Here is a 13,892-nt window from a genome sequence, read left to right as displayed (position 1 = left end):
GGGGTGCAGGGAGGGGACTGCTCGGGCGATGGTCCAGTTGGGTGCTCCCGCTTGAGATTCAGACCGCCAGTAGGCACGAGGTCGAGCCCAAAGCCGCGCCAGTCCCGAGATTCAAGACCAAGCCCGACGCCGATCAGCAGAGCCAGGGCCAGGGCAACGCCAGTCCCGAGATTCCACACCAGGCCCAGCGCCGATCAGCAGAGCCACCCCAGAACCAGACCAAAACCCCGAATCCCTAGACAACCCACCATCCTCAAGGCCAGAACTCAACCCCCAACCCCACCCCCGCGAACCCCCACCCGACCAGACCCGCTTACATAACCCCCTCACCCTCCTCAAGAACCGAACCCCGTGTTCCTGCGTGGAGGTTCCAACGGACGCACCTTCACAGGACAGGCACCAACCGCATGAGTCGGCCACTCGACATCCTCATCGCCACCTCGCCCTACTCCGGGCACACCGCTCCCCTCGTCCCCATCGCCCGCACCCTCGTCGAACGCGGCCACCGCGTCCGCTGGTGCGCAGGCAGGGAGTTCGCCGAGCAGGTGAAGTCCACCGGCGCAACTTTCGAGCCGATGGACCTCACCTCCGACCCCGACGGCCGAGCCATCGACGAGATGTTCCCCGAGCGAGCCACCCTCAAGGGGATCGCGAAGCTCAGCTTCGACATCCGGTCGGTGTTCCTCGACCCCATCCCCTCCCAACTCGCCGACCTCCGCCGCCTCACCGACCAACAGCCCGCCGACGCAGTCGTCCACGACGCCGCATACGGCGGCGCGGCAGCGTTGAGCGCCTTGGGCGGACCAGTAGCCGTCAGTGTCGGCACGTCACCCATGTCCCTCCCCAGCCCCTACGTCGCCCCCTTCGGCTTGGGAATGCAACCAGGGTCAGGACCGGCAAGCCGACTACGGAACCGGGCGTTGCAAATCCTCTTGGACCGAGTCGTACTGCGCGGCGTACACGCCCGGCTCCACGAGATCCAAGGCGAACTAGGGCTACCGCCGGTCAAACGGAAGACCATGGCGGGCATCTCCCCCGACCTCCACCTCCAGAACGGCCTACCAAGCCTGGAGCACCCGCGCCCGGACCTCCCCTCACAGGTCCACTTCGTCGGCGCGCTGGTCGACCGGACCACCGGCGAAGCCGTTCCCCCGTGGTTCACCGACGTCCTCCGGTCGGACAAGCCGGTCGTCCACGTCACCCAGGGCACCGTCGCCGATGGCGACCTCAACGACCTCGTCCTCCCCACCCTCCGAGCCCTCACCGACGAGAACGTGCTGGTAGTCGCCGGGATCGGGGCTCACGAACCGATCCCCGACCCGCCCGCCAACGCGCGCGTAGCGGCGTTCCTGCCTCACGACCGGTTGATGCCGACCCTGGCGGTCATGATCACCAACGGTGGGTTCGGGGCGATCCAGAAGGCCTTGGCGCAAGGGGTTCCGCTGATCATCGCGGGGGCCAGTGAGGACAAGCCGGAGGTTGCCGCGCGGGTCGCGCGGGCCGGAGTGGGCATCGACCTGCGGACGGCCACGCCGAAGCCGAAGGCGATCCGCGCGGCGGTCCGCAAGCTGCTGGACGACCCCGGTTACCGCACTCGCGCGCGGGCGATGGCCGTCGAGTACCAGCGGTACGACGCGGGCGCCGTGGCGGCGGAGCTGATCGAACAGGTGGTCGAGTCGAAGGCCGTCGCGCAACCCTCCTAGACTAGGGACTCCCAGCGCCGCAAGGAGTCCCGTGCCCACCGCAGACGAACTGCTCAACGCCGCCGCCGTCACCGGGCTCGCCCGCGTCCTGTCCGTGGACGCCCCCTCCGTGCTCGACGCGGCGACCCGGCTCGACGGTCTCGGCCTGCGGGAACGCACCGATCTCGTGCACGACGCCCTGCTGGCCGACCTGCCGACCGGGTACGCGAGGTTCGAGGCGGTCATCCGCAAAGCGTTGCGGGACAGCGGGTTCACCGGCTGGATGATCTGGCCGGTCACCGAGGCCGTCACGAGCCGCGCGCTGGAGGCGGGCACCGGTGAGGCGTTCGACCGGGCGTTGGCGCTGCTCGCGGACCTGACGCCCAGGCTGTCCGCCGAGTTCGGCATCCGCCGCCTGCTGGACGCCGACCTGGGCCGGGCGCTGCCGATCGTCCTCACGTGGACCGCGCACCCGGACGAGCACGTCCGCAGGCTCGCGACCGAGGGCACCCGACCGCTGCTGCCGTGGGCGAAGCGCGTCCGCGCGATCTTCGACGACCCGGCCGCCGCCGTGCCGGTGCTGGACGCGCTGCACCGCGACCCGTCGGAGTACGTCCGGCGCTCGGTGGCCAACCACCTCAACGACATCAGCCGCCGTGACCCGGACCTGGCCGCCGCGACGGCCGAGCGCTGGCTGACCGACGCCGACGCGCCCACCCGGCGGCTCGTGCGCCACGGTCTGCGGACGTTGGTCAAGCAGGGCCACCCGCGAGCGCTGGCGCTGCTCGGCTTCCCGCCCGCCGAAGGTCTCGTCGTGACCGGGCCGGAACTGGACAGCACGACCGTCCCGGTCGGCGGGCGACTCGGGTTCTCCTACGTCGTCGAGAACACCGGCGACTCGCCCGCCGCCGTCGCCGTCGACTACGTGATCCACCACCGCAAGGCCAACGGCTCCACCACGCCCAAGGTCTTCAAGCTCACCACCAGGACCCTCGCCCCCGGCGAGCGGGTGACGCTGGCCCGCACCCACTCGTTCAAGGTCATCACCACCAGCGTCTACCACGTCGGGGAGCACGCCATCGCCCTCCAGGTGAACGGCGAGGCGTTCGGCCGTTCGGCGTTCACCCTCGTTCCGTAACGGACATCCGGCCGGAATCGGCGACCCCGATTTGTCCCGGCGCAGTCGATCTTGTATCTATCGTCCATGAGAACGCGCTCCACCGTGACCGATGTCGTGTTCTTGCTCCCGCAACGGTTGTGCCTCCTCGACCTCGCGGGCCCCGCCGAGGTCTTCCGAACAGCCGTGGACCACGGCCTGCCCTACCGGCTGTCCTTTGTGGCCGCCGTGCCGAACCCCGTCACCGCCGACGGCCTCGCGGTGCACGCCGAGACGACGTGGCCCGCGCTGACCTCGGCCGACGTGGTCGTCGTTCCGGGTTCCAGCCCCGGAAGCGCGGTCGCGCCCGAGACCGTGGACGCGGTGCGCCTGCACAGCGGCACGGTCGTCGGCGTGGGCGCCGGTGTCGACGTCCTCGGCCGCGCGGGCCTCCTCGACGGCAAGCGCTGCACGACCCACCCCCTGCTCCGGCAGGACCTGGCCAACCGCTGTCCGAAGGCGAGCGTCGTGGACGACGTCCTGCACGTCGTGGACGGCCGGGTCGCCACGGCGGCGAGCGCCGCCGCGGGCATAGACCTGGCGCTGCACCTGATCGCCGCCGCCCACGGCCCCGGAGCGGCCGCGCGCATCGCCAGGGCGATGGTCGTCTACCCGCGCGACAACGGCGACGACCGGCTCGACAGCGTCCTGCTGCGCCACCGCGGCCACGTGGACGACCTGGCGCACCGCTTGCAGGACCTCATCGAGGACCGGTTCACCCAACGCCTGCGCCTGGTCGACATGTCCCGCGAGCTGGGCTTCAGCGAGCGCACCCTGACCCGCCACTTCCGCCGCGCGACGGGCCTGACCCCGTTGCGCTACCAGCAGTTGCTGCGCTTGGAACGCGCCGAGCACCTCCTCGGCCGCGGCGCGACGGCCGAAGCCGCGGCCCGAGCCGTCGGCCTCACCGACGCCCGCGCCCTGCGAGCCCTGCGCGGCTGAGTCCGGGGACGGCTCAGGGGCGGCCTCCCCTGAGCCGCAACGGGTTCACGGCATCACCACGTCCAAGGCGAGCCACGCGGCGAGGTCGGCGATCTCCGCGCGCACCGCGGCGGTCGTGGCGCGGTCGAACGGCTCGTCCTCGTGCACCGCGTCCACGCGCAGCACTCCCGCCTTGCGGTCGGCGGTGGCGTCGAGCTTGCCCACCAGCCGGTCGTCGCGCAGGATCGGCAACGCGAAGTAGCCCCACCGGCGCTTGGCGACCGGCTTGTACATCTCCAACTGGTACTCGAACTCGAACAGCTCGGCCATCCGCTTGCGGTCGTGCAGGAGCCGGTCGAACGGCGAGAGCAGCGCCACCCGGCCGGTGAACGGTTGCCCCAGCAAGGAAGGGTCGACGCGCCACCGCCCCTTCACGCCCTCCACCACGGCGTCCTCCCCCGCCTCGCGCACGTCCGCGGGCTCGACCGGGCACTCCGGACCGCGGGCCCTGGCGATGCCCAGCGAGCGGAGCCGCCGCTCGTCGCGGACGCGCCCGGCCTCCTCGCCGGGCACCACCGGGTCGTCCGGGTACACGCGGCTCGCCAGGTCCCACAGCCGGTCCGCGCCGCGGCGGCCCGCGATGGCCACCTCGCCGCGCAGCACCAGGAACTCCAGCATCTGCGTGACGTTGCGGTTGTTCGTCCACCCCGTCGACTGCCACGGGACCTCGCAGGTGTCCGGCAGGTCGCGCGACGGCAGCGGTCCGGACGCGCCGAGCCGGTCGAGGATGTCCTGACGGCACTTCTCGTTGGCCCGGACCCAGTCGCGGCGGCCCGCCCGCCAGCCGGGCAGCTCCCCCGGCTCGGCCTGGTCCCACCGGGCCATGTCCGCCCGGTAGAGCGCCAGGTCCTCGGCCGGTCTGATCATCGCGCGCAGCTCGAGCAGCGTCCGGTCGACCAGCGCGGTGTCCAGATCGGACCGCGAGTACGCCGAGCCGAGCCTGCTCCACGCCACGAGGTGCGCGTTCGGCGCGACCGCGGCGATCGGGTCGACCTGGAGCAGGGTCAGGCCGCGCACCACCGCGAGCAGGTCGGTGGGACGCCGGTGGTCCAGCAGTTGCGCGCGCACGGCGACGCGGCGCGCGTCCTGGCGGGAGAGCTGGTGCGGGGTCACACGGCGAGGCTAGGCGAGGGGTCCGACATTTTCCGGGCGACGGCCCAGCAGCGCCGTGGCGTGCACCGCGAGCCACCGCTCGGCGTCGTCCCACGTCCACCCGCACTCCCGGACCAGGGTGCGCCACGACGTCAGGCCGAAGCAGAACCACAGCACGTCCGCGGCCCGCCGCGGCTCGGCCAGGACCCCGCACGCGTCGAGGTGCGCGGCGATGCGGCCCAGCACGCTCCGGTAGAGCTCGGTCGCGTTCCGCCACAACGATTCCGCGTCGTCGTGCACCGGCAGCGCGGCGTGCATGATCTCCAGCGCCGCCTCGTGCCGCTCGTGGCACAGGCGGGTGCCGCGGGCCAGGATCCGCATCGCCTCCGCGAGGTCGCCGGTCTTCCTGATCTCCACCAGCGACTCCTCCGCGCCCGAGTCGGCCACGGCGGCGGCGATCAGCTCGTTGAGGATGTCCGCCTTGCTGCCCGCGCTCGCGTACACGGTCTTCTGCGCGACCCCGGCCCGCTGGGAGATGTCCGCGACCGTCACCCGCCCGTAGCCCTTCGCCGCGAACAGCTCCGCGGCCGCGGCGAGGACGTCGTTCCGCGTGGTCGCGGCGTCCTGCTCGCGGCGCGGGGAGCGGTAGGCACGGCGGGTCGTCGACACGGGACCGAATCTACCGGTCGCCCAGCGCGGCACGCGTCGAGCGGAACTTGCGCAGCAGCAGCGGACGCAGCAGGCGGAGCGGCGCGGGGAAGTTGGCCATCATCGCGGCGTAGCCAGGAGCGGGCACGGGTTCGCTGAGCAGCCCGATCACGAGGTCGGGGCCGCTGCGCGGCGCGCCCGCGACGATCGCCGCGCGCAACCGGACGATGTCGGCGTCGGGCACCTGCGGGAAGAGGCCCTCCAGCACGGGTTCCTCGGCGTCCAGGTGTCCGAGCAGGACGTCCCGGACGGTGACCGCCGCGGGCAGCGCGGCCTTCGCGGCGGCACGGGTGTCGGCGCCCTTCGCGGCCAGCGCGTCGATCGCGGCGCTCAGCACCTGGAGCTCGTGGTCCAGCTTCTCGTGCTCGGCGCTGAGGCCGTCGAGCCCGGCGACGACGTCCGGGAAGAGCCGCCGCAGCACCGGCCAGAACAGCTCGTCCTCGCTCTCGTGGTGGTGGTGCACGAACCCGGACTGCCAGCGGGCCAGGCGGACCACGGCCTTGACGTCGGCGGGCCGACCGGCCGCCACCCGCTCCAGCGAGGAGGTCGTCAGGTCGACGCCCCGGCGCATGATCGTGTGCACGGCGACCAGCTCGTCGTACATCCGCAGGCCTTCGGACTTCTCCACGCGTTCCTCAATTCAGGTTAGGCATCAGGTAACCAATATCCTGCGATAGTAGCCAATGAGGGTGACCCGTTCGGACCAGTGGCAGGTACTCGCCACCCCCGGCCCTCACCGGATGCCCGTAGTCACGACGGGCGGAGTTGGGCTCGCGGCCACCGGGGGCCGGTAGAACGAGGCCATGAGCCGACTCGCAGGCGTAGCCGCGTTATCCGTCCTCACCCTGGTCGTCACGGGGTCGCCCGCCCACGCGGCGCCCCTGCTGTCGCGCGATCCCGTCGCGGTGGTCTACGCCCGCGACCACGCGCTGCACCTGCTCAACGGCGGGGCCACCGACGACGATCTGCAAGCGCGGACGACCAAGCTGGCCGCGAGCGCGTGGGGCTTCTTCCGGGGCACGTCGCCGCTGTACTACCGGGACCTGGGCGAACTGCCCGCGTCGGCGTACGCGACCGCGGGCGGGGACGTGTGGATCACCGGGGACGCGCACCTGGAGAACACCGGCGCGGACCGCGGCGCGGACGGCACGGCGCAGTACCAGCTCACCGACACCGACGACGCGTGGCGCGGGTCGTGGACGTGGGAGCTGCGGCGCGAGGCCGTGTCGCTGGTGCTGGCCGAGCGCGCGGGCGGCCGGAGCGCCGCCAAGATCACGACGGACCTGAACACGCTGGTCGCCGAGTACGCGCAGTGGATCGCCAAGTTCCACGGCACCGACGACGAACTGACCTACCGGCTGGTCAAGTCCACCTCGTCGAACCTCACCGAGGACCTGATCGACGCCTCCGCCTCCGACAAGCGGTCGGACCTGCTGGCGAAGTGGACGTCCGGCGGCCTGTTCAAGTCCGATCCGGAGTTGCAGGCCGTGCCCGCCGCGACCCGGACGCAGCTGGTGAACGCCGTGGCGGCCTACCGGACCACGGCGTCGACGCCCCTGTCCGCGTCGGCCGCGACGGTGAAGGACGTGCGGCGGCGGTTGGGCGCGGGCACCGGCAGCCTCGGGCGGTACCGCTGGTACGTGCTGGTGGAAGGCGCGACGACCAGCGCCTCCGACGACGTGCTGCTGGAGCTGAAGCAGCAGGTCGATCCCGCACCGAAGCCGCTGGCCCCCTCGGCCACGACGTTGACCGGTGGCCAACGCCCGGCGCTGGCACTGCGCTGGCTGGTCGCGCAGTCCGACCCGCTGGCGGGTTGGGCGAGCGTGGGGACGACGCCGGTGCTGGTGCGGGAGAAGTCGCCGTTCGCCGAGGACCTGTCGATCGACGACCTGGACTCGTCGACCGTGTGGGACGACTCGGTGCGCGACGTGGCCCGGCTGCTGGCGGCGGCGCACTCGCGGGCCGACCAGGACCTCGCGGGGACCGGCCTGGCGTACTCGGCGGACGCGGCCATCGACGGAGCGATCACGTCCGTGTCCGGCTTGCAGGCCGAGACCCGCGCGTTCGCGACGGGGTACGCCGACCAGGTCACCAGCGACTGGCAGGCGTACGTGACGGCCAAGAACGCGGGCCGTCCGCTGTTCTGACCACGAGGTGATGGCACGCGGGCACGCCGTGGTGACCCACGACCTGGCGTCGGTCCGGCGATGAAGGTGTTCGCGAAGGCGACCGGGCCGGACGAGTCGGCGGGTCGCATGCCGGAGCGGTGAGCATCCCGAAGGGACCGGGCGCCGACGTGGGAGGTGGGTACCTCCGGACGTCGGCGCCCGGTCGTCGCACCGGTCCCGGCGGTGGTGAGGCCGGTGCGACGGGAGGTCGGCAGGCGTGGGTACCGTGCCGAACCCGGTCTAGCGCTTGCGGTTCTCCGGGGTGGGCTTGGTGTCGTCGACGACGTCGATGCGCTCCTTGCGGACCTCGCCGCTGACGGTGCGCTGCTCGGTGACGGTCTCCTTGCCCAGGCCCACGCGCTCGACCGCGACGGTCTCCTTGCCGATGACCGGCCGCTCCTCGTGCAGGACGACCTCGGCCTCCTCGTCGCCGAACGCCCGGCCGCGCGGCGCGCCGCCGCCGGTGATGGGCTCGCGGACCACCCGGACCTCCTCGTGGGAGACGGGGACCGTGATGTTCTGCTGCTCGGTCACGGTGTGCTTGACGAGCCGGACGCGGCCGGTCTCGACCTGCTCCTTGCCGATCTTGAGCTGCTCCTCCGAGCGGGTCATGGACTCCTGGCCCGACGCCGTGCCGCGCTGCCCCGTCGCCCGCTGCCCCGTCGCCCGCTGCCCCGCCGCCTGCTGACCGGCGGCCTCCTGGCGGGTCATGTCCTGGCGGGTCATGTCCTGGCGGCCGCCCGCCTGCTCGTGCTTGCCGGTGGCCCGGCCCCGCTGCTGCCCCGAGAGGCGGTCGTGGTCGCCGCTGTTGGCCATCGGGATCATCCCGTAGTACTCGTACAGGTCGGCCTGCTCCGCGTCGGACAGCCTGCCGCCCGCCGCGTCCACCGCCGGGGCGTCCTTCACCTTCTGCTTCTCCACCGGGACGGTGATGTGCTTGTCCTTCACCTGCGCGTCCTGGATCGGGACGAAGCTCTCCCGCATGCCGAAGAGTCCGGTGTGGACGGAGGCCCAGACGGGTTGCCCGCTCGCCTCGTCGAGCCAGACCTGCTTGACGGACCCGATTCGGTCACCTCGCGCGTCGATGACATCGCACTCGTACAGGCGTTCCACCGATTTCTGGTCGATCATCGGACAACCTCTCTCCTGAATGGACGGTTCGTCTCGCCAGATCCGGGCTACCCGCGTCGGCCGGATCGACGCGGAATCCGACCCAAGGCCACCCGGACGAGAACGCCGCCCCCGCCGATCGGACGCTCCGTAGTCGCGCCACCCCCGGTCGAGCGGCCCCGCCGGAGGGACAGGTCACGGGGTCGTCACGTCGTGTTCCCTGTCCACGGCGACGCCGACCGTGGATGATCCAGGGCATGTACGGCATCGGCTCCGAGCCGCGTCCGCTGTCGCGGCCCAGCACCCGGCTCCTGCGGATCCTCGCGTTCTGCGGGGTGCTCGGGTGGGTCGTGTTCATCGCGCTCCGCATCCACGCCGAACCGCCGCCCGGCGCGCCGTCGCCGGACCTGCTGGCCCGCGCGTACGAGACCGCGCTCAACGACCGGCACGCGGACGGCGTCACGCCGCTGCTGGGCGGGCCGGTCGTGGGCAACGAGGACGTGGCGAGGTACCTGGTCGGCCAGCCGCACGACGGCCGGTGGCACGTGGCGGTCGTGGAGCTGGACGGGTCGACGTTCCTCGCCGTGAACGACGACCGCGGCCTCGCCGCGCACCTGCCCACGACGAACGAGGACGGCCACTGGCAGGTCAACCCGCTGGTATCACCGCGCTGACACCCGGTCAGGGGCAGAAAAACGCCGCGCGGCGGGCGGGTTCCTGTCGGACCCGGTGGTTATCTTGTGCCGCATGAAGAGCTTGCCCGAATCGGACGACACCCTCTTCGTCCGCACCGACTTCACCGACCAGGACGACTGGCTCGCGCTCTGGGACGCCGTGACCACGCCGAACGAGGACGACTTCCTGGCGAACCTGCGCCTCGTGGACGACCGGGAGTACCAGGACGCCACGCCGGAGCAGCTCACGGCGTTGGCCCCCGACTGGTCGCTGCTGGTCGTGGCCGACAAGACGGCCCTGACCGCGCCCGAGAACCCCCTGCTGGTCATCTACGCGAGGGACGGGGAGGTCGACCAGCTGCGGGTGGTCCCCGAGGAGCTGTGGTCGATCGAGAACAACATCTCCCTCGCCAACATGGACTGGGAGGAGTTCGCCGACGCCGCCGACGACGACGGCGTCTTCCGCGGGTTCTGAGGTCCGAGGGGGCTCCCGCCGGGAGCCCCCTCAGCCGTGCTCACTCGGGCTTCGACCGGCCCAGCCACACCGCGCCGAACGCGCCCGCGCCCACCAGCACTACCGCGCCGACGATCCACACCCAGACCGGCACGCCGCCACCGTCGTCCGCGGGCTTGTCCGCCGCGGCGGGGGCGGCCGCCGAGGTCGTGGTCGGAGCCGCCGACGTCGTGGTCGTCGTCGTGGGAGCTGCGGACGTCGTGGGAGCCGCGGGGGTGGCGAGGGTGGCGAGGGTGAAGCGGACCTTGTCGCCGATCTCGTCGCCGTCGTCGGAGATCACCTTGTAGTCCAGCACGTACTCCCCCGCGGGCCCGGTGGCCACGACCGGAGCGGTGATCACGGCTCCGGCGGCGCTGACCGTGCCGACCTTCCACGTGGAGCCGTCCGGCCCGGTCACCGTGATCGGGTCGGCGGGCAGCCCGACGGCCTCGCTGAAGGTGAGCTGGATCTGCTTCGGCGCGGCGGGCAGGGAGGCGCCGGCCGCCGGATCGCTGCTCAGCAGCTCGGCGTGGGCGAACGCGGGCGTGGCCGTGCCCGCCAGTGCCAGCCCGCTCAGCAGCAACGCGGCGCCTAGGCGTCGAAGGTTCATCGGGTCGGCCTCTCGTGGGTCAGAACGGCATCCCGCAGGTAGTCGTCCCCGAGGACCGTTCGGTTCCCGCGACTTCCCGCTACCAGGTCACGGGCAGTTCGTGGACGCCGTAGATGTTCATGTCGGTCCGCAGCCGCACCTCCTCGGCGGGCACCGCGAGGGCGAGGGTCGGGAAGCGCCGGAGCAGCCCGCCGAACCCCGCCCGCATCTCGATGCGGGCCAACTGCTGGCCGAGGCACTGGTGGACGCCGTGGCCGAACGCCAGGTGGCCGCGGGCGTTGCGGTGGACGTCCAGCGCGTCGGGGTCGGCGTAGCGGCGGGGGTCGCGGTTGGCGGCCAGCGTCGAGACGACGACGGTCGAGCCCTTGGCGATCTTTTCGCCGCCGAGTTCCAGGTCCTCCGCGGCGTAGCGGTAGAGGACGTCGACGACGGCCAGTCCGCGCAGGAGTTCCTCGACCACGCCCGGCAGCAGGTCCGGGTCGGCCCGCAGCGCGGCCAGCTGCTCGGGGTGCTCCAGGAGCGCGAAGGTGCCCAGCGCCAGCATGTTCGCGGTGGTCTCGTGGCCCGCGAGCAGCAGCAGGAAGGCGATGCCGGTCAGCTCCTCGACGGTCAGGTCGTCCTGCCGGGCCAGGTCGGACAGGATGTCCTCGCCGGGGTCGGCGCGCTTGCCGGCGACCAGGTCGGCCAGGAGCGTGGTCAGGCCCGTGTAGGCGGCGATCTTGTCCTCGACCGGTTGGTCCTTGACCAGGAACTGGGCGGAGTTCGCCTGGAAGCTCGCCCGGTCCTCGTAGGGGACGCCGAGCAGTTCGCAGATCACCAGTGACGGCACCGGCAGCGCGAACTCCGCGACCAGGTCGACCGGCGGGGTCAGCCGCGCCATCTCGTCCAGGCGCCGTTCCACGATGTCGACGATGTGCTCCTCGAGCTGCCGCATGCGCTTCACGGTGAAGGCGCCGGTGAGCTTGCGGCGCAGCCTGCCGTGGTCCGGCGGGTCCATGGCGATGAACAGGCCCGGCACCTGCGGCGACGGTTCGGTGTAGGCGGGGATGCCGGGCGTCTCGAAGGGCAGGTGGATCACGCCGAGGTCCTGGCGGGAGCTGAACCGGGTGTCGGCCATGACCTCGCGGACGGCGTCGTACCCGGTGACGAGCCACCCCTCGTGGCCGTCGGGGAACAGCATCGGGCTCACGGGACGGGCGTCGCGCAGCAGCGTGACGGCGCGGGGCGGGGCGAAGGGGCCCGCGTCGCGCTCCAGCGGGAGGCCTCGCGGGACGGGGTGGGTCGTCAGGTGGTCCCCAGTAGCGGTCATGGTGCCAGCATGGCATCACGTTGGCACCATTGCAAGCCACAGTGGCTCACTGTGGCACCGCGACTAGGTGAGGGTGTTCGGCACGTTCTTGTGCGGCCCGAAGTAGCCGATGTAGACCTTGGCCGTCTCGCGGTCGGCCACGAAGTACACGCGGGGCAGCAGCGTGCCGCGGCCGACGCCGATCTTCAGGTGGGCTTCCATGAAGACCTCCCCCGCGGCGTTGTAGGCGCGGTCGACGGGGAACATGCGCTTCGCGCTCATCCGCCCGGACCGGCCCACGGTCTTGCTCTCGCTCATCGCGAGCTTCTTCGAGTTCGACGGCCACACGTGGCGGTGGTGGGAGTTCGTGCACCAGGCCTTGAAGTTGCCGGGGTTCTCCTCCGCGGCGAGGGCCTGGCCATAGGCGTGCAGGGCGAGGAAACCGCGCCACGCGCTGTCGCCCCAGGTCTTGGTCTCGGGCATGTTGTCGAGCTTGTCGAGGTCCACGCAGGCCGCGGGCGGGAAGCCGAGGTGGTCCGAGAGGTGTTCGCGGGCCAGCGCGGCGGCGTGGGACGGGGAGTCCGCGGTGGTGGGCAGGTCGCACGGCGGGGGCGGGTCGGCGGGTCCGGGTTGCAGACCCCGGTAGACGGTCGTCAACTGCCCGCGCAGCCGGTTGTTCTCCTCTTCCAGCCTGCACTGGTCCTCGACGGCCTCCTGGTACCGCCGGTCCAGTTCGTCGAGCCTCGACTGCTTCTCGGCCAACTCCAGGTCGGCCATGTCGAGCAGTTCCTCCAGTTCCCGCGATCCGGGCGGGGCGGGCGGGTCCACGGTCGCGGGCTCGTGGACCTCGACGTGTCTTCGCTCCGGTTCGAGGTTCTGCTTGCGCTCCCCCCGGTGCCGTCCCCAGAGGATCCCCCACACCGCGCGCGGCACGATCGCCATGTCCACCAAGCCTCTCGTCGTCGAGTTCTCCCGATCAACCTTGCCACGGCGGCATTCGGCCCAACGGGACGTTTCGTTGACAGAACGGGGTCAGTCGCACACTGGGCGCATGCGAATCCTGGAGGGCAAGGCCGTCGTCGTGACCGGGGCCGGGCGGGGGCTGGGTCGGGCCTACGCGCTGCACGCGGCCGAGGCGGGGGCCGCGGTCGTGGTGAACGACGTCGACGGCGAGTCGGCGGACGGGGTGGTCCGCGAGATCCGCGAGGCTGGTGGCCGGGCGGTCGGCAACGGCGACTCGGTGGCCGACGCCGACCGGGCCGCGGCGCTGGTCGACCAGTGCGTGGCGGAGTTCGGGACGCTGGACGGGCTCGTCGCCAACGCGGGCCGGACGGACTTCGCGGACCCGTGGGTCGAGGACCCCGGCCGGATGCGGGAGGTCGTCGAGACCAACGTGCTGGGCACGCTGTTCTGCGGGTCGGCGGCGGCGAAGGTCATGCACGCGCGGGGCGGCGGGTCGATCGTCACCGTGGCGTCCGGGGCGATGCTCGGCCGCGCGGGCGCGACGGCGTACTCGGCGTCCAAGGGCGCCATCGCGTCGATGACGTTCTCCTGGGCGGGCGCGCTGGCCGAGCACGGGGTGCGGGTGAACTCGGTCTGCCCGCTGGCGTGGACGCCGATGATGGACCTGGACCCGAGGTCCGCGCAGATCAGCGACCGCTCGCAGACGCCGGACCGGATGGCCCCGCTGGTCACCTACCTGCTCGGCGACCTGTCCGCCGGGGTCACCGGGCAGGTGGTGCGCATGGTCGACGGGAAGCTGATGCTGGTGCGGCAGATGGCGTTCAAGGAGCCGGTGCTGGCGCGCGACGAGTGGACCGTCGAGGACGTGGCGCGGGCGTTCGACGAGGAGTTGCGCGCCGCGGCCGAGCCGCCGAACAGCGAACGCTGGCGGCTCTGACCCTCGGCCGACGCGAACGGTCTCGTGCGA

The 13,892-nt window shown here is 72.0% G+C and carries 14 protein-coding genes; 7 read left to right on the top strand and 7 right to left on the bottom strand.

Going from position 1 to position 13,892, the window contains the following annotated elements; all coding sequences use genetic code 11:
• Positions 1-407: 407 nt before the first annotated feature.
• From ACFWW9_RS32080 to ACFWW9_RS32070, 3 genes are all read left to right on the top strand, one after another.
• Positions 408-1,703 carry a glycosyltransferase gene (locus ACFWW9_RS32080; protein WP_390385710.1) on the top strand — a complete coding sequence of 432 codons (1,296 nt, stop codon included), beginning with the start codon at positions 408-410 and terminating at the stop codon, positions 1,701-1,703.
• A 31-nt stretch (positions 1,704-1,734) separates the two neighbouring features.
• A complete protein-coding gene (locus tag ACFWW9_RS32075; protein WP_390385708.1) occupies positions 1,735-2,820 on the top strand; it encodes a DNA alkylation repair protein in 1,086 nt (361 codons plus the stop codon).
• 66 nt (positions 2,821-2,886) lie between these two features.
• Positions 2,887-3,780, top strand: a complete 894-nt coding sequence (locus tag ACFWW9_RS32070) for a GlxA family transcriptional regulator (RefSeq protein WP_390385706.1) — start codon at positions 2,887-2,889, stop codon at positions 3,778-3,780.
• Between the two features lie 45 nt (positions 3,781-3,825).
• On the opposite strand, the gene ACFWW9_RS32065 is transcribed toward ACFWW9_RS32070, so the two are convergent.
• From ACFWW9_RS32065 to ACFWW9_RS32055, 3 genes are read right to left on the bottom strand one after another with little or no spacing between them, the layout of a single operon-like run.
• Positions 3,826-4,932: a DNA glycosylase AlkZ-like family protein gene (locus tag ACFWW9_RS32065; protein WP_390385704.1), complete on the bottom strand. Its 1,107-nt coding sequence runs from the start codon at positions 4,930-4,932 to the stop codon at positions 3,826-3,828.
• A gap of 9 nt (positions 4,933-4,941) precedes the next feature.
• Complete coding sequence (locus ACFWW9_RS32060) at positions 4,942-5,580, bottom strand: TetR/AcrR family transcriptional regulator (protein WP_390385702.1); 639 nt, start codon at positions 5,578-5,580, stop codon at positions 4,942-4,944.
• A gap of 10 nt (positions 5,581-5,590) precedes the next feature.
• On the bottom strand, positions 5,591-6,247 hold the full coding sequence (locus ACFWW9_RS32055) for a hemerythrin domain-containing protein (protein ID WP_390385699.1): 657 nt from the start codon (positions 6,245-6,247) through the stop codon (positions 5,591-5,593).
• 175 nt (positions 6,248-6,422) lie between these two features.
• Between ACFWW9_RS32055 and ACFWW9_RS32050 the strand changes: the two genes are divergently transcribed.
• Positions 6,423-7,766 carry a DUF2252 family protein gene (locus ACFWW9_RS32050; protein ID WP_390385696.1) on the top strand — a complete coding sequence of 448 codons (1,344 nt, stop codon included), beginning with the start codon at positions 6,423-6,425 and terminating at the stop codon, positions 7,764-7,766.
• A gap of 261 nt (positions 7,767-8,027) precedes the next feature.
• On the opposite strand, the gene ACFWW9_RS32045 is transcribed toward ACFWW9_RS32050, so the two are convergent.
• Positions 8,028-8,918, bottom strand: a complete 891-nt coding sequence (locus tag ACFWW9_RS32045) for a DUF2382 domain-containing protein (RefSeq protein WP_390385693.1) — start codon at positions 8,916-8,918, stop codon at positions 8,028-8,030.
• Positions 8,919-9,154: 236 nt separating this feature from the next.
• Between ACFWW9_RS32045 and ACFWW9_RS32040 the strand changes: the two genes are divergently transcribed.
• Both ACFWW9_RS32040 and ACFWW9_RS32035 read left to right on the top strand, forming a co-directional pair.
• Positions 9,155-9,571: a hypothetical protein gene (locus ACFWW9_RS32040; protein ID WP_390385691.1), complete on the top strand. Its 417-nt coding sequence runs from the start codon at positions 9,155-9,157 to the stop codon at positions 9,569-9,571.
• A 73-nt stretch (positions 9,572-9,644) separates the two neighbouring features.
• Positions 9,645-10,046: a DUF6924 domain-containing protein gene (locus ACFWW9_RS32035; RefSeq protein WP_390385689.1), complete on the top strand. Its 402-nt coding sequence runs from the start codon at positions 9,645-9,647 to the stop codon at positions 10,044-10,046.
• 40 nt (positions 10,047-10,086) lie between these two features.
• On the opposite strand, the gene ACFWW9_RS32030 is transcribed toward ACFWW9_RS32035, so the two are convergent.
• The 3 genes from ACFWW9_RS32030 to ACFWW9_RS32020 form a co-directional block, all read right to left on the bottom strand.
• Positions 10,087-10,674 carry a copper resistance protein CopC gene (locus tag ACFWW9_RS32030; protein ID WP_390385687.1) on the bottom strand — a complete coding sequence of 196 codons (588 nt, stop codon included), beginning with the start codon at positions 10,672-10,674 and terminating at the stop codon, positions 10,087-10,089.
• Between the two features lie 79 nt (positions 10,675-10,753).
• Positions 10,754-11,983, bottom strand: a complete 1,230-nt coding sequence (locus ACFWW9_RS32025) for a cytochrome P450 (RefSeq protein WP_390385685.1) — start codon at positions 11,981-11,983, stop codon at positions 10,754-10,756.
• A 63-nt stretch (positions 11,984-12,046) separates the two neighbouring features.
• Positions 12,047-12,904 (bottom strand): hypothetical protein, encoded by an 858-nt coding sequence (locus ACFWW9_RS32020; RefSeq protein ID WP_390385683.1) that lies wholly within the window; start codon positions 12,902-12,904, stop codon positions 12,047-12,049.
• A 109-nt stretch (positions 12,905-13,013) separates the two neighbouring features.
• On the opposite strand from ACFWW9_RS32020, the gene ACFWW9_RS32015 reads away from it, so the two are divergent.
• Entirely contained in the window at positions 13,014-13,862 is an 849-nt protein-coding gene (locus ACFWW9_RS32015; protein WP_390385681.1) for an SDR family NAD(P)-dependent oxidoreductase, read from the top strand.
• Positions 13,863-13,892: the final 30 nt, after the last annotated feature.

Source organism: Umezawaea sp. NPDC059074, from assembly GCF_042738955.1.
GTDB lineage: Bacteria > Actinomycetota > Actinomycetes > Mycobacteriales > Pseudonocardiaceae > Umezawaea.
This window is presented reverse-complemented; position numbering and strand designations above follow the sequence as displayed.